Consider the following 14,645-nt stretch of genomic DNA (forward strand, 5'->3'; position numbering starts at 1 on the left):
GGCACAAAAACTTAGGAGATTTCAGTGGCAACGACGGCCGATTTCCGCAACGGGATGGTCATCAGCATGGATGGCGTGCTGTGGAGCATCCTCTGGTTCCAGCACCACAAGCCCGGCAAGGGGAACACCGTGGTGCGCAGCAAGCTCAAGAACGTCCTCACCGGCAACGTGCTGGAGAAGACGTTCCGCGCGGGCGAGCGCATCGAGGAGGTGCGGCTCGAGCACCGGCCGATCCAGTACTCGTACAACGACGGCGAGTTCTACTACTTCATGGACCAGCAGACCTACGACCAGATCCCGATCGCGGCGGCGGTGCTGGGCGAGGACCAGCTCAAGTACCTCAAGGAAGGGATGGAGTGCGACGGGCTGGTGCACGGCGAGAACGTGATCGCCGTGGAGCTGCCGTTCTTTGTGACTCTGCAGGTTACGCAGACGGACCCGGGCGTGCGCGGCGACACCGCCACCGGGGGCACCAAGCCCGCCACGCTGGAGACCGGCGCCGTGGTGCAGGTGCCGCTCTTCCTCAACGAGGGCGACCTCATTCGCGTCGACCGGCGCGAAGACAAGTACATCGAGCGCGCGAAATGATCGACCTCGACTTTCTCCGCGGCCTCATCAGCGCGGTGGACGACAGCGGGATCGACTCCCTGGAGATCGCCCGCGGCGGAACCCGCATCCGCATCCACAAGACCCCGCCCCCCGCGCCCGTGAGCGCCGCGGCGGCCCCCGCGCAGGTGGTGCACGCCGCCGTGCCCGCGCCCGCGCCCGCGGCGGCTCCTGCGGCGGCGGCCTCCGCGGCGCCCGCGGCAGGCGGTGCGGCGCAGGCGGCCGCCGCGGCCGGGAACCTGGTGGACGTCAAGAGCCCCATGGTGGGGACGTACTACCGCTCCCCCGCGCCCGAGGCCCCGGCCTACGTGGAGCTGGGCACGCGCGTCGCCAAGGGGCAGACGCTGTGCATCCTGGAGGCGATGAAGCTGATGAACGAGCTGGAGTCCGACGTCGCCGGCATCGTGCGCGAGATCCTGGTGGAGAACGGCGAGCCCGTGGAGTACGGGCAGGTCCTCTTCCGCATCGAGCCGGCGGCCTGACCATGGCCGAAGCGGTCCGCAGCGCGGAAACGCCGCCACGCCCGGCGCAGCGCGAGTTCGTACTTCGCGAAGCGCTGGACGAGCTGGTGCGGCGCCAGGGCTCCGACCTGCACCTCAAGGTCGGCCGCCCGCCCATGCTGCGCGTGCAGGGCGAGCTGGTGGAGACGGCGCTCGCCACGCTGCGTCCGGAGGACCTCAAGCGCTGCTCCGAGCAGACGCTCAACCCCCGCCAGCGCGAAGAGTTCGCCGAGAAGAAGGAGATCGACTTCGCCATCGGCGTGAGCGGGCTGGGGCGCTTCCGCACCAACATCTTCCACCAGCGCGGCACGCTGGGGATGACCTTTCGCGCCATCCCCATGGAAGTGCCGGGGCTGGACACGCTGGAGCTGCCGGAGGCGCTGCAGCAGATCGCCCTCCTCCCCCGCGGGCTGGTGCTGGTGACGGGGGTGACGGGGAGCGGCAAGAGCACCACGCTGGCCGCCATGATCCGCCACCTCAACGAGCGGCGCGCGGTCAACATCGTCACGGTGGAGGACCCCATCGAGTTCCTCCATCGCGACACGAAGGCCATCATCAGCCAGCGCGAGGTGGGGACGGACACGCACTCCTTCCACGACGCGCTGCGCCACGTGCTGCGGCAGGACCCGGACGTCATCATGCTCGGCGAGATCCGCGACCGCCCGTCGATGGAGACGGTGCTCAAGGCGGCGGACACCGGGCACCTGGTGATGAGCACCCTCCACACGACGGACGCGGCGCAGACCATCGGCCGCATCATCTCGTTCTTCCCGCCGCACCAGCACGCGGAGATCCGCGGGGTGCTGTCCAACGCCCTGCGCGCCATCGTGTCGCTGCGGCTGATCCCGCGCGCGGACGGGCCGGGGCGCGTCCCCGCCGCCGAGGTGATGGTGAACACCGCCGCCATCTCGCAGCTCATCCGCACGGGCGACGATTCGCAGAGCATCCCCGAGCTGATCGCGGACGGCCGCGTGCAGTACGGGATGCAGACGTTCGACCAGAGCCTGCTCGAGCTGTACCGCCGCGGCGCCATCACGTACGAGTGGGCGATGCACTACGCGTCCAACCCTTCGGAGTTCGCGCTGCGCGCCTCCGGGGTGGAGAGCGGCGAGCAGGAAACCTGGGGCGGGCCGCCGGCCTCCCCCCGTTCCGACCGATAAATCCCCGAGAGACGTGTTCCGTAAAGTCCTGATCGCGAACCGCGGCGAGATCGCCCTGCGGGTCATCCGCGCCTGCAAGGAGCTGGGGATCCGCACCGTAGCGGTCTACTCCGAGGCAGACCGCGAGTCGCTGCACGTGCGCTTCGCCGACGAAGACGTGTGCATCGGCCCGCCGCCCGCGCGCGAAAGCTACCTCAACATCCCCCGCATCATCGCCGCGGCGGAGATCACGGGCGCGGACGCAATCCACCCCGGCTACGGCTTCCTGGCCGAGAACGCGGAGTTCAGCGAGATCTGCGAGCGCAGCGAGCTGACCTTCATCGGGCCCACCCCGCAGCAGATCCGCATGATGGGCGACAAGGCCACCGCGCGCCGCACCATGCGCGAGGTGGGCGTCCCCATCGTCCCCGGCACCGACGCCATCGCCGACGTGGACGAGGCGCTGGCGAAGGCGGAGGAGATCGGCTTTCCGGTGCTCATCAAGGCGGCGGCCGGCGGGGGCGGGAAGGGGATGCGCGTGGCGCTGGACGCGGACGAGTTTGCGCGCTCCTTCACCATGGCCAGGAACGAAGCGGCGGCCGCCTTCGGCGACGACTCCGTGTACGTGGAGAAGTACCTGGCCCGCCCGCGCCACATCGAGTTCCAGATCCTGGGCGACAGCCACGGCCGCGTCATCCACCTGGGCGAGCGAGACTGCTCCATCCAGCGCCGCCACCAGAAGCTGCTGGAGGAGGCTCCCTCCCCGGCACTGGACGACGACCTGCGCGCGCGCATGGGCGAGGCGGCGGTGCGCGGGGCCAAGGCGATCGACTACGTGGGCGCGGGGACCATCGAGATGCTGCTGAACGACGACGGGTCGTTCTACTTCATGGAGATGAACACGCGCATCCAGGTGGAGCACCCGGTCACCGAGGTGTGCACGGGGTTCGACCTGGTGAAGGAGCAGATCCGGGCCGCGGCGGGGCTCCCGCTCTCCATTCCGGACTATCCGATCCAGCTGCGCGGCCACGCCATCGAGTGCCGCATCAACGCCGAGGACCCGTCGCGCAACTTCGCGCCGTCGCCGGGCACCATCTCGGTCTTCCACCCGCCGGGCGGCCCGGGCGTGCGCATCGACACGCACGTGTACGCCGGGTACCGGGTGCCGCCGTACTACGACTCGCTCCTGGCGAAGCTGATCGTGCACGCCTCCACGCGCGAAGAGGCGATCGCGCGCATGAGGCACTCGCTGGCCGGCTTCGTGATCGAGGGGGTGCATACCACCATCCCCTTCCTTCTCCAGGTGATGGACCACCCCGGCTTCATGGCCGGCGACGTGGACACCAAGTTCCTGGAGCGTTGGATGGCGGAGCGCGCGGGTGCCTGACATGCGGCTGGACGTGTTAATGACCCCCGCCGAGGCCATCCCCGCCGAGGTCGCAGGCCGCACCGTCGTGGTGATCGACGTGCTGCGCGCCTCGTCTTCCATCGTGGAGGCGATGGCGTCGGGTGCGCGCACCATCTTCCCCGTCACCTCCATCGAGGAGGCGATCCGCCTTGCCAACACGCTGGGGCGCGACGAGGTGCTGCTGTGCGGCGAGCGGCGCAGGCTCACCATTGAGGGGTTCGACCTGGGGAACTCGCCCGGCGAGTTCACCCCCGAGCGGGTGGGCGGCAAGACGCTGGTGATGACCACCACCAACGGCACGGCGTCGATGGCGGCCGCGGCGGGGGCGGCGCGGGTGATCGTGGGCGCGCTGCTGAACCTGGACGCGGTGGTGGAGGACCTGGTGCGCACCGGCGCCGAGCCCGTCTTCCTCTGCTCGGCCCGCGAGGGCCGCTTCGGCCTGGACGACGCGGTGACCGCCGGCCGGATGATCGGCGCCCTGCTGGAAGCGGGCCCGGACGCGGAGTGGACGATGAACGACGGTGCCCGCGCGGCCCTGGCCCTGGGCCGCGCCTGGGACGGCGACGCGGCGGTCCTCTTCGCCCAGACCGCCGCCGGCCGCCAGCTCTCCGACGTTGGCCTGGAAGCCGACCTCGCCTTCTGCGCCCAGACCAACCTCCGCGACGTGGTCCCGGTGCTCCAGGATCGCAGCATCACGTTGAACGGAAGTGCGTGAGTGCGTTGGGGACGGCCGGATTGGTGGTAGGGGTGTGATTCATCACGCCCGCGCCCGAATCGGCTCCGCGCCCCGCCGTGCACACCGCAATCCCGTGGGGGTCCAGGAGCGAATGAATTCGCCGCTGGAACCACACGAAGTCCGCCTGCGCGGACTCACGCAGAGGGCGGTGCACGTCCCCCCATTCTCGTCATCCTGAGCAAAGCGCCTACTCCATCCTCGCCCGTTCACCAGACTTCGGGCGCGGAGCGAAGGATCTACTGCGCGTGCCGAGGGGACCGTCAAATCGCGCTGTCCTCTTGCCTCGCCGGCTAGATCCTTCGGTCGCCGCAGGAGCCCCGCAGTGCGCCGCGGAGCCTTGCGATGCGGCTCCCTCAGGATGACAAAGGAAAGGGGCGGCATCGGTCAGCGCACTTACGCACTAACGCACTTCGTTTTCCGTACTTCCCCACCCGCAGGAACTCCATGCAGTTATCCCTCGACGACCGGCAGCGGCGCGAGCTGTGGGGGCTCGGACTTCTGGCCCTCGCGCTCCTGCTCGCGCTTTCATTGATCCCGGTCGGCCTGTTCGGCGCGACCGGAATGCGGCTCTTTCCCACCGGCAACGTGGTCGGCGTGGCGGGAAGCTGGCTCGCGCGCAGCACCCTCGGCTTCCTGGGCGTCGGGGCGGTCGCGCTGCCGGTGCTCGCGGGACTGTGGGGGCTGGTCGCGTTCGACAAGCTGGAGGCGCCCTCCGCACTGCGCTGGAGCGTGCTGGCGACGGGGCTGATGCTGCTGGTGCCCGCCACCGCCGCCGTCGCAATCGGACGCGTGGCGCAGCCGCCGCTGCTGGCCGGGTGGACCGGCGCCGCGGCGGGGTGGGGAATGGCGTCGCTGATCGGGACGGTGGGCGCGTCGCTCGTACTCTTCTTCGCCTTCGCCGGGCTGTGCGTGGCGACGCTCAAGTGGAACCCGCTGCGCACCGCGGTCGGCGGCGGGCGGCTGGCATGGGGGCACGCGCGCACCCTCGCCACCTCCATCCCAACGCCCACGCTGCGCCTCCCCGATCCGCGCCTCCTCATCCCCTCGCGCGGCGCCCGCATGCCGGACACGGAGCAGGAGATCGACGGGGCTGAGCTGGAGGAGGAGTACGCCGACTTCCTTCCCGAGGACGCCTTCGCCAGCTACGACGACGAGGAGGCGACGGTGCTCGACCACCCCGTCGCCGTGGCGCCGCCCACGAAGGCGCCCGCCGCGAGGGCCAAAGCCGCCGCCAAGCCGGTCGCCCGGTCCACCGCGGCCGAGCAGACGGAGCTGATCCCCCAGGACGCAGGCGATCCCACGGCCGGCGATCTTCCGGCGTCCGACCTGCTCACCGCCGCACCCTTCCGCGACGACCAGCGCAACCGGCAGGAGCTGGACAAGCTGGGAAAGGTGCTGATCGACAAGCTCGCAACCTTTAAGATCGAGGGCGAGATCGTCGGGATGACGACCGGGCCCGTGGTCACGCAGTTCGAGGTCTCGCCCGCGCCTGGCGTTAAAGTGGCGCGCATCGCGAACCTGGAGGCGGACCTGGCGCTGGCGCTCAAGGCGCCATCGGTGCGCATCGTAGCGCCCATCCCAGGCAAGGGCGCCGTCGGCGTGGAGGTGCCCAATCCGACGCCGGAGATGGTGTTCTTTCGCGAAGTGGTGGAGAGCCAGCAGTTCCGCGCGAGCAAGGCGGCGCTCCCGCTGGCGCTGGGCAAGGACATCGCCGGGCGGCCGATGGTGGCGGACCTGGCGAAGATGCCGCACCTCCTGATCGCGGGCGCCACGGGCTCCGGCAAGTCGGTGTGCGTCAACACCATCATCACCTCGCTGATCTACCGCCACTCGCCGCAGTCGCTCCGGTTCCTGATGGTGGACCCGAAGATGGTGGAGCTCAGCATGTACAACGACCTCCCCCACCTGCGGCACCCCGTCGTCACGGACAACAACGATGCCGCGGCGGTCCTCAAGTGGGCGGTGCTGGAGATGGAGCGCCGCTACGAGCTCCTCTCGGTGAACGGCGTCCGCAACCTGCAGGACTTCAACAAGCGCGTGGAGAGCGGCGTCGTCATCCGCTCCCCCGAGGCCGACGGGGAGGAGGGTGATCCCGACCGGTGGCTCTACAAGAGCGGCGCGCTCCCGTACATCGTCGTCATCATCGACGAGCTGGCCGACCTGATGATGACGGTGCAGGGCGACGTGGAGAAGCCGCTGGCGCTGCTGGCGCAGAAGGCTCGCGCCATCGGCATCCACCTGATCCTGGCGACGCAGCGTCCCTCGGTGAACGTCATCACGGGGCTGATCAAGGCCAACTTCCCCAGCCGCATCGCCTTCCGCGTCTCGTCCAAAGTGGACAGCCGCACCATCCTGGACGGCAACGGCGCCGACGCACTGCTGGGCAACGGCGACATGTTGATGCTGCCGCCGGGGAGCAGCGAGCTGATCCGCATCCAGGGTGCGTACCTATCGACGGAGGAGACGGAAGAGGTGATGAAGTGGTACCGCGAGCAGGCGCGCATCCGCCGCGAGGAGGCGCTCGCCGCGGGCCTGGAGCTCGCCGAGGGCACGGGCGAGGCGAACATCCTGGACGTCGTGCGCGCCTCCGAGGACACGGGCGAGCTGGAGCCGGAGGAGGCGGTGGGGGAGCGCGACAAGCTCTTCCGCGAAGCCGCCGAGCTGTGCATCCAGCACCAGGGCGGCTCCACGTCGCTGCTGCAGCGCCGCCTGCGCATCGGCTATGGCCGCGCCGCGCGCATCATCGACCAGCTCCACTTCGCCGGCGTCCTCGGCCCCCCGGACGGCTCCAAGCCGCGCGACGTGCTCGTCGACTTCACGCAGATCGATTCGATCTGCGGTGGATAGGCTGGGGCGAGTGAACTCGCTGCAACAACAGCACAAAGTCCGCCTTCGCGGACTCGGCTTCGAGATCTGTGGTGGGGCCGCGATTCATCGCGCCCGCCCTTGCCCCACCTCGACCCGTGCTCCGCACACCAAATCCTCGTAGGGACAGCCCCAAGTAGCTGCCCGTGCCGGCCGCCGCGGCGCAGCCCGCATCCAAGAACCGGAACGGTGCGCGTGCCGGCGGGGTAACTCAGCGCAACGCATAACCTTGCGGTACGCGATTCGAACTCGTTCGGGAGATAGATCGGTGATGATTCGTTCGGCTTCCTTTGGAGTGCTGCTGGTGGCGCTGGCGGCATGCGGCGGGCAGGAGAGCTCCGCCGATTCGCCCGCGCAGGGCGTGGCGCCGCAGCGTCCGCGTGCGGAGACGCCAGCCGTCGCGGAGGCACCGGTAGCCGGCGCGGATACGGCGGCGGCTTCCATCGGCGGGGGCACGGCCCAGAGCGGCGGTGCGGTGACTCAGCCCGGTGCACCGTCGGCGGCTCCCGCGCAGGCCGGCACTGCTCCGGCTGCGCAGCCGGGCGCCAAGCCGGCCGCCGGCCAGACCGCCGCGAGCACGGACGACGCGACGGAGATCCTGCGTCGTACCGAGCAGCGCGCGGACGCGATCCGCACGCTGGAGGCGGACTTCGTGCAGAGCCTGCGCGTGCCGCTCCTCAACCAGAACCAGAACAGCGCGGGCAAGCTGTACCAGCGCAAGCCGGACCGCTTCCTGATGCGCTTCACCCAGCCCGCCGGCGACGTGATGGTGGCGGACGGGCGCTACTTCTGGCTCTACTACCCGAGCACCGACCGCACGCAGGTGATCCGCACCAGCATCGCCAAGGGCGGCGGCGCGGTGGACCTCCAGCGGCAGTTCATCGGCAACGCGGCCGCGCGCTTCGTCGCCACGCTGAACCGCAGCGAGGTGGTGGACGGGCACGACAGCCACGCGCTTACGCTCGTCCCGCGGCAGGCGTCGCCGTACAAGGTGCTGCGCATCTGGGTGGACAAGGACGACTACACCGTCCGCCGCTTCGAGATGACCGAGGAAAACGAGTCGGTGCGCCGCGTGGAGCTGCGCAACATCCGCGTCAACGGCACGATCCCGGACAACCTGTTCAGCTTCACGCCGCCGCAGGGCACGCAGGTGTTCGAACAGTAAGCGGCGCACGGCGTATGACGGAGGCCCCGACCGGAAATCCCCGGCACGGGGCCTTTGTCGTTGGTGGCAGCCTTCGTGGCGGGGGCGAGCGCGGGCGCGATGAATCGCGCCCCTACCACGGGAAGGCGGAGAGGGGGCCGGGGGGTGAGGGCAACCCGCCTTGCTCCGCCCCCGGCCGCCGGCCTACATTGGCGCCGACCCCATCCACCCGGACCGAGACCATGGCAAAGACGGCCACCTTCGACATCAGCTCGACCGTGGACCTCCAGGAGGTCGACAACGCCCTGAACCAGGCGCGCAAGGAGATCCTGCAGCGCTTCGACTTCAAGGGCTCCACGGCCGAAATCGAGTTCAGCAAAAAGGACGGGACGCTCACCCTCCTCTCCGACGACGAGTACAAGCTGCAGGCGCTGGTGGACGTCATCCAGACCAAGCTGATCAAGCGCGGCGTGCCCGTGCGCAACCTCGACTACGGTGAAGTCGAGGAGGCGTTCGGCGGCAAGGCGCGGCAGACGATCACGCTGGTGCAGGGGATCTCCACCGAAAAGGGGAAGGAGATCGTGAAGGCGATCAAGGCCGCCGGCTTCAAAAAGGTCAGCGCGCAGATCCAGGACGAGCAGGTGCGCGTGACGTCGCCCTCCATCGACGAGTTGCAGTCGGTGATTGCGGCGCTCAAGAAGGAGGACTTCGGGATCGAGCTGTCGTTCGGGAATTTCCGGTCTTGAAGAAAGTGCCCAGTGCCGAGTGCTCAGTGCCAAGTGACTGCAGGCACTAGGCACTAGGCACTGCTGTTAGCTCCCCGGCGCCTTTGCGGTGTCCGCGGGGGCCTGCTGCTGGCCGGCGTTCTCTTCCGCGCCGTCGCGGCGGTCGTCCATGCCGTCGTCGCAGGCGGCCAGCGGGGCTACCACGAGCGCGAGAGCCAGCACGGCGTACGCGAGGCGCCTGGTCATACGCTCCATCCTTGAGGTCGGTTGAATGTCGGATTCGGTTTCGGGGGGCGAGGGCAAGAACCCGGCCCGTGCGCGGTCGGCGGCGCTCTTTGCGCGCGCGCAGGATGTGACGCCGGGCGGGGTCAACTCGCCGGTGCGCGCGTTTCGCGGAGTGGGGGGCGATCCGTTCTTCGTGGAGCGCGCCGCCGGGTCGCGGCTGTGGGACGCGGACGGGAACGAGTACATCGACTACGTGCTGAGCTGGGGTCCGCTGATCCTGGGGCACGCCCACCCCGCCGTCGTCGCCGCCGTGTGCGATGCGGCGGGGCGGGGGACGTCGTACGGCGCGCCCACCGCCGGCGAGGTGGAGCTGGCGGAGCTGGTGCGCGAGTTTTTTCCGTCGATGGAGCGCCTCCGCTTCGTGAGCAGCGGCACGGAGGCGACGATGTCCGCCGTGCGCCTGGCCCGCGGCTCCACGGGCCGCGACATGATCCTGAAGTTCGAGGGGAACTACCACGGCCACGGCGACTCCTTCCTGGTGAAGGCGGGCTCCGGCGTCGCCACGCTCGGCCTCCCCAACTCCCCCGGCGTCCCCGCCGAGCTGTCGAAGCTCACCCTGACCGCGCCCTACAACGACCTCGCGGCCGTGGAGGAGGCATTCCGCGCCTTCCCGGGCCAGATCGCGTGCGTGATCGTGGAGCCGGTGGTGGGGAACGCCGGCTTCATCGCGCCTGACGACGACTTCCTCCCGGGGCTGCGGCGCATGACGGAGGCGGACGGCTCGCTCCTGGTGCTGGACGAGGTGATGACGGGGTTCCGCGTGGCGCTCGGCGGCGCGCAGGAGCGCTTCGGCATCCGCCCCGACCTCACGACGCTGGGGAAGGTGATCGGCGCGGGCCTACCCGTTGGCGCGTACGGAGGGCGGCGCGACATCATGGACCACATCGCGCCCGTGGGCCCCGTGTACCAGGCCGGCACCCTCAGCGGCAACCCGCTGGCGATGGCGGCCGGGCTGGCGCAGCTGCGCATCCTGCGCGACGAGAACCCGTACCCGGAGCTGGAGCGGCGCACGCGGCGGCTGGTGGACGGGCTGCTCGGCGTGGGCGCGGAGATGGGGGTGCCGATGTCGGGCGGGAGCCTGGGCTCGATGTGGGGCGTGTTCCTTGCCGCTGGACCCATCCGCTCGTTCGAAGACGCCAAAGCCAGCGACGTGGCGCTCTTCCAGCGGTTCTACCACGGAATGCTGCGGCGCGGGGTCTTCTTTGCGCCGAGCGCCTTCGAAGCCGGCTTCCTATCTACAGCCCACACCGATTCCGATGTCGACGAGACGATCCACCGTTCCCGCGAGGCGCTCCGTGAAGCCCTGGCATAGCGCCGCCGCGGCGCTCCTGCTGGGCGCCGCCGCGTGCGCTCCGCCCCCAGCCGCACCCGGTCCGCTCCCCGCGCCGCTCCCGCCCGCCGCGCCCCCGGCCGCACCGCCGCTGGCGCCTCCGGCGCCCCCGGCCCGGGTCCCCGACGCCGTCACCACGCTGGCGACGCCGGTGCGCGTGGGGCTGGTGGTGGACAGCGCATCCGTCGAAGTGGGCGCGGACGACCGCTTCATGGTGCGCACCGCGGATGGGCGCGTGGTGGCGCGGGTGAACTCGGGCGAGACCGTGCGCTTCTCCTCCGCCGCCGACGGCATCAGCCTGCGCACCAGCGGCGGGCAGACGCAGTCCGGACTTCGCGCGCCGCTGACCGTCGAAGCGCCCGAGGGGATCCTGCGGCTGCGCAACAACCCGTACCGCGGCGTCTTCCTGGTGCAGCAGAGCCCGCGCGGCGGCATCACGCTCGTGAACCGCCTGGACATGGAGAGCTACCTCCTCGGCGTGGTGCCGAAGGAGCTCGGGCGCGTCACGCCAGACATCATGGAAGCCGCCAAGGCGCAGGCCGTCGCCGCGCGCACCTACGCCGTCCGCTACCTCGGGCGCCGCAGCACGCAGGGCTTCGACGTGTACGCGACGGTCGAGGACCAGGTGTACGGCGGCGTAACGGGCGAGACGCCGCTGATCTCCGAGGCCGTGCTTGGGACGGTCGGCGAGGTGATGCAGTACAACGGCCAGCCGATCGTCGCCTACTACCACTCGACCTGCGCGGGCCGCACCGCCGCCATCGACGAGGTGTGGAACGAGGGTCCGATCCCGTACCTCGTCTCGGTGGTGGACGTGAACCCCGCGACGGGCGAGGCCTACGACCGCAGCTCCTCGCGCTTCACCTGGACGGAGCGGTGGACGGGTCCGCAGCTTGTCTCCACGCTCAACAAGACGCTCGCGGACTCGCTGCGCGGGCGCCGCATCACCCGCGTGACCGACATGCGCGTCCTCACGCGCACCCCCTCCGGCCGCGTGCGCGCGATGGCCATCGACACGGACGCCGGGCGCTTCACCGTCGGCCGGGACCGCGTGCGCTGGATCCTGACGCCGATGCGCGGCGGCATCCTGAACTCCTCCAAGTTCGACGTCCGCATGAGCCCTGACGGCGGCGCGGTCATCGAGGGCGGCGGCTGGGGCCACGGGATCGGGATGTGCCAGGTCGGCGCCATGGGCCGCGCCCGCGCCGGCCAGAACTACCGCACCATCCTGCGCGCGTACTACCCGGGAACGGAAATCCGAAAGGTCTACTGACGAAAAGCGGTTCACACAGAGACACAGAGAACAACAGAAAGCCACAAAGGAAACCAGGTTTGTTGTTCTCCGATTCTTTTTGTGTTTCTCTGTGTCTCCGTGTGAGATGCAGTTCAGCGATGTTCTACGCACTAACGCACTTACGCACTCCTCGATGCTTCGCGCCGCACCCATCACCCTCGCCCTCGCGCTGCTCGCCGCGGCCCCAGCGGCTGCCCAGCAGTTCGGGCTGCGCGCGCTGGAGTTCCAGGGGTTCGGGGCGTCGCTGTACCAGGTGGTACCCGCGCGCAGCGAAGCCACGACGGGCCTCCACCTGAACGCGTACCTTGGAAGGCTGGCACCGCGGGTGCGGGTGTCGCCCTCGATGACCTTCTGGGCCACGGAGCTGCGCGATCAGGAGGTCAGCCACGTGCGGCAGCGGGTGGAGGAGCTGTGCGAGGCGGGCGGCACCCCGTGCCCCGGGCTGGACCTGGGCGAGGTGGACATCAGCGACCTGTCCATCGATCTGGACGCGAGGTACCTGGTGGGCGGGCCGCTCCGGGTGCAGCCCTACGTGGGGCTGGGCGCCGGGCTCCACCTGGTGAACGGCGGCGGCGACTTCATCGACAACACCTTCGTGGAAGAGATCTTGGACGCCATCACACCGGGGATCAACGCCATGGCGGGCGTGGAGTTCCCCATCGGCCGCCTGCGCATCCACGGCGAGGCGCGCGCCGTGCTGGCCGGCGGCGTCAACTGGTTCGGCGCGGGCATCGGCGGGAGCATCGTCCTCCCCGAGCGCCGCGCGCCCGCGGAGGTGCGCCCGTGACCCCGCGCGGCAACGTGCGCGTGGCGGTGCTGGGCGCGGGCGCCATCGCGCAGGTGGTGCATCTCCCCATCCTCACGCGCATGCGCGGCGTCGAAGTGGCCGCCGTCGCGGACAAGGACCCGCGCACCGCCCGCACCATCGCCGAGCGCTTCGGCGTGGCGGGCGGCGCGCGCGACACCGACGAAGTCCTGGCCGACGACACCGTGGACGCCGTGGTGGTCTGCACCCCCAGCAACCGCCACGAGGAAAACGTCGTGGATGCGCTTCGCGCGGGGAAGTTCGTCCTGTGCGAGAAGCCGCTCGCCCTCACCGCCGCCGGAGTGGAGCGGGTGCTGGCCGAGGAGGGCGCCGAGGGGCGGCTGCAGGTGGCGATGAACCAGCGCTTCCGCGCCGATGCCCGCGCCATCCGCTCATTCGTGCAGAGCGGCGAGCTGGGCGACGTCTTCTACCTCAAGGCGGGGTGGCTGAACCGCGCGCAGCCGCGCGGCCGCACCTGGCGCGAGAGCAAGGCGGCGGCGGGCGGCGGCGCCTTCATGGACCTCGGCATCCAGATGCTCGACCTGGCGCTCTGGATCCTTGACCACCCGAAAGCCGAGCGCATCTCGGCCCAGATGCACCGCCCGGCCGGCAGCGAGGTGGAGGATGCCGCGGCCCTCCTGTTGCGTCTGGAGGGCGACCGCGTGATCAACCTGGAGGCGAGCTGGAACCTGCTTTCCGCGCGCGACCGCCAGTTCCTGCACGTGCTCGGCTCGGCCGGCTCCGCGTCGCTTTCGCCGCTGGCGGTGTACCGCGAGATGTCCACGGGCCTCACCGAGGTTACGCCGCAGCTCCCCCCGGGCCGCGAGAACCTGTTCACCGCCTCGTACCGCAGCGAGCTGCAGCACTTCGTGGAGGTGGTGCGCGGCGAACAGCCGCCGGACTCGTCCGCCCGCGAGCACGTGCAGCTCCTGAGGCTGGTGGAAGCCGCTTACCGATCAGCGGAGGAACGCCGGGAGGTGGTGCCGTAAGGAAGTGCTAAGTGCTGAGTGCTAAGTGCTAAGTGAGGAGTTCAGGACTTAGCACTTAGCACTCAGGACTCTCTGGACCACAAACGCTTACCGTGGGAGGAACAATGTCGGATGTGAAGGCGCTGATCGATGGGCTGAACGAAGACCTGGCGGCCGAATACCAGGCCGTGATCCTGTACCGGACCTACGCCGCGCTGGTGACGGGCCCCAACCGGCAGGAGCTGCGCGATTTCTTTGAGGCTGAGATCCCGGACGAGCTGGGCCACGCCGCCCTTCTGGCCGACAAGATCGTCGCGCTCGGTGGCACGCCCACGGTGGTGCCTGCGCCCGTGCCGATGGCCAGGAACAACCGTGAGATGCTGGAGAACGCCCTGCAGGGCGAGGTCGACACCATCGAGCGTTACACCCGCCGCATCGAGCAAGCGGAGGCCGTGGGCGAGATCGCCATCAAGATTCAGCTCGAGGACCTGATCGTGGACGAGAGCACCCACCGCGACACCATCCGCCGCATGCTGATGGACTGGCGGTAGGCGCGTCGCGCCGGCAGAACGAACGAAAGGGCGGCCCCGGTGTGGGGCCGCCCTTCTTTCTGGCGGTCGTGATCGCCCGGGGGATGAATCCCCCAACTGGAACCACGGGAAGACCGCTGAAGCGGTCTCGAGTGCCGCCGGTTGCGGTGCAGCCCCGTGACACGGGCGCGATGAATCGCGCCCCTACGAGATCTGCGCGCCTGGCAACGACATACGCCCCCTCTCCCGATAACAGAGGGCACAGCCCTCTCCTGTTATCGCGAGAGGGGCAGGCGAGTGTAACGAGCCG

General features: G+C 69.9%; 14 protein-coding genes. 13 read left to right on the forward strand and 1 reads right to left on the reverse strand.

The window, feature by feature from the left end:
* Nucleotides 1-24 precede the first annotated feature (24 nt).
* The 8 genes from efp (at nucleotide 25) to VF584_02145 (ending at nucleotide 9,144) form a co-directional block, all read left to right on the forward strand.
* Nucleotides 25-588, forward strand: a complete 564-nt coding sequence (gene efp / locus VF584_02110) for an elongation factor P (GenBank protein HEX8208954.1) — start codon at nucleotides 25-27, stop codon at nucleotides 586-588.
* Nucleotides 585-1,088 carry an acetyl-CoA carboxylase biotin carboxyl carrier protein gene (accB, locus tag VF584_02115; protein HEX8208955.1) on the forward strand — a complete coding sequence of 168 codons (504 nt, stop codon included), beginning with the start codon at nucleotides 585-587 and terminating at the stop codon, nucleotides 1,086-1,088. Before efp ends, accB begins: the two co-directional genes overlap by 4 nt.
* Nucleotides 1,089-1,090: 2 nt before the next feature.
* Nucleotides 1,091-2,266 carry a type IV pilus twitching motility protein PilT gene (locus VF584_02120; protein HEX8208956.1) on the forward strand — a complete coding sequence of 392 codons (1,176 nt, stop codon included), beginning with the start codon at nucleotides 1,091-1,093 and terminating at the stop codon, nucleotides 2,264-2,266.
* Between the two features lie 13 nt (nucleotides 2,267-2,279).
* Nucleotides 2,280-3,632 (forward strand): acetyl-CoA carboxylase biotin carboxylase subunit, encoded by a 1,353-nt coding sequence (gene accC, locus VF584_02125; GenBank protein HEX8208957.1) that lies wholly within the window; start codon nucleotides 2,280-2,282, stop codon nucleotides 3,630-3,632.
* Nucleotide 3,633: 1 nt separating this feature from the next.
* Nucleotides 3,634-4,368 (forward strand): 2-phosphosulfolactate phosphatase, encoded by a 735-nt coding sequence (locus VF584_02130; GenBank protein HEX8208958.1) that lies wholly within the window; start codon nucleotides 3,634-3,636, stop codon nucleotides 4,366-4,368.
* Nucleotides 4,369-4,833: 465 nt separating this feature from the next.
* Complete coding sequence (locus VF584_02135; GenBank protein ID HEX8208959.1) at nucleotides 4,834-7,236, forward strand: DNA translocase FtsK; 2,403 nt, start codon at nucleotides 4,834-4,836, stop codon at nucleotides 7,234-7,236.
* A gap of 289 nt (nucleotides 7,237-7,525) precedes the next feature.
* Nucleotides 7,526-8,419, forward strand: coding sequence for an outer membrane lipoprotein chaperone LolA (gene lolA, locus VF584_02140; protein HEX8208960.1), 894 nt, complete (start codon nucleotides 7,526-7,528; stop codon nucleotides 8,417-8,419).
* Between the two features lie 221 nt (nucleotides 8,420-8,640).
* On the forward strand, nucleotides 8,641-9,144 hold the full coding sequence (locus tag VF584_02145) for a YajQ family cyclic di-GMP-binding protein (protein ID HEX8208961.1): 504 nt from the start codon (nucleotides 8,641-8,643) through the stop codon (nucleotides 9,142-9,144).
* 66 nt (nucleotides 9,145-9,210) lie between these two features.
* On the opposite strand, the gene VF584_02150 is transcribed toward VF584_02145, so the two are convergent.
* On the reverse strand, nucleotides 9,211-9,369 hold the full coding sequence (locus VF584_02150) for a hypothetical protein (protein HEX8208962.1): 159 nt from the start codon (nucleotides 9,367-9,369) through the stop codon (nucleotides 9,211-9,213).
* 25 nt (nucleotides 9,370-9,394) lie between these two features.
* Between VF584_02150 and hemL the strand changes: the two genes are divergently transcribed.
* The 5 genes from hemL to VF584_02175 all read left to right on the forward strand — a co-directional run bounded on the left by hemL (nucleotide 9,395) and on the right by VF584_02175 (nucleotide 14,356).
* On the forward strand, nucleotides 9,395-10,720 hold the full coding sequence (gene hemL, locus VF584_02155; protein ID HEX8208963.1) for a glutamate-1-semialdehyde 2,1-aminomutase: 1,326 nt from the start codon (nucleotides 9,395-9,397) through the stop codon (nucleotides 10,718-10,720).
* On the forward strand, nucleotides 10,704-12,011 hold the full coding sequence (locus VF584_02160; GenBank protein HEX8208964.1) for a SpoIID/LytB domain-containing protein: 1,308 nt from the start codon (nucleotides 10,704-10,706) through the stop codon (nucleotides 12,009-12,011). The genes hemL and VF584_02160 overlap by 17 nt, the downstream gene beginning before the upstream one ends.
* A gap of 154 nt (nucleotides 12,012-12,165) precedes the next feature.
* Nucleotides 12,166-12,819, forward strand: a complete 654-nt coding sequence (locus VF584_02165; protein ID HEX8208965.1) for a hypothetical protein — start codon at nucleotides 12,166-12,168, stop codon at nucleotides 12,817-12,819.
* Entirely contained in the window at nucleotides 12,816-13,826 is a 1,011-nt protein-coding gene (locus VF584_02170) for a Gfo/Idh/MocA family oxidoreductase (GenBank protein HEX8208966.1), read from the forward strand. The genes VF584_02165 and VF584_02170 overlap by 4 nt, the downstream gene beginning before the upstream one ends.
* 104 nt (nucleotides 13,827-13,930) lie before the next feature.
* Nucleotides 13,931-14,356, forward strand: a complete 426-nt coding sequence (locus VF584_02175) for a ferritin-like domain-containing protein (GenBank protein HEX8208967.1) — start codon at nucleotides 13,931-13,933, stop codon at nucleotides 14,354-14,356.
* Nucleotides 14,357-14,645 lie beyond the last annotated feature (289 nt).

The sequence above is a fragment of the Longimicrobium sp. genome, assembly GCA_036389135.1.
In the GTDB taxonomy this organism is placed as follows: domain Bacteria; phylum Gemmatimonadota; class Gemmatimonadetes; order Longimicrobiales; family Longimicrobiaceae; genus Longimicrobium.

What these genes read in the sequence shown, in the direction of transcription:
- VF584_02150 (HEX8208962.1), bottom strand. Translation starts at nt 9,369, where the DNA reads ATGACCAGGCGCCTCGCGTACGCCGTGCTGGCTCTCGCGCTCGTGGTA.
- VF584_02145 (HEX8208961.1), top strand. Translation starts at nt 8,641, where the DNA reads ATGGCAAAGACGGCCACCTTCGACATCAGCTCGACCGTGGACCTCCAG.
- lolA (HEX8208960.1), top strand. Translation starts at nt 7,526, where the DNA reads ATGATTCGTTCGGCTTCCTTTGGAGTGCTGCTGGTGGCGCTGGCGGCA.
- VF584_02165 (HEX8208965.1), top strand. Translation starts at nt 12,166, where the DNA reads ATGCTTCGCGCCGCACCCATCACCCTCGCCCTCGCGCTGCTCGCCGCG.
- VF584_02175 (HEX8208967.1), top strand. Translation starts at nt 13,931, where the DNA reads ATGTCGGATGTGAAGGCGCTGATCGATGGGCTGAACGAAGACCTGGCG.
- VF584_02135 (HEX8208959.1), top strand. Translation starts at nt 4,834, where the DNA reads ATGCAGTTATCCCTCGACGACCGGCAGCGGCGCGAGCTGTGGGGGCTC.
- accB (HEX8208955.1), top strand. Translation starts at nt 585, where the DNA reads ATGATCGACCTCGACTTTCTCCGCGGCCTCATCAGCGCGGTGGACGAC.
- VF584_02130 (HEX8208958.1), top strand. Translation starts at nt 3,634, where the DNA reads ATGCGGCTGGACGTGTTAATGACCCCCGCCGAGGCCATCCCCGCCGAG.
- hemL (HEX8208963.1), top strand. Translation starts at nt 9,395, where the DNA reads ATGTCGGATTCGGTTTCGGGGGGCGAGGGCAAGAACCCGGCCCGTGCG.
- VF584_02120 (HEX8208956.1), top strand. Translation starts at nt 1,091, where the DNA reads ATGGCCGAAGCGGTCCGCAGCGCGGAAACGCCGCCACGCCCGGCGCAG.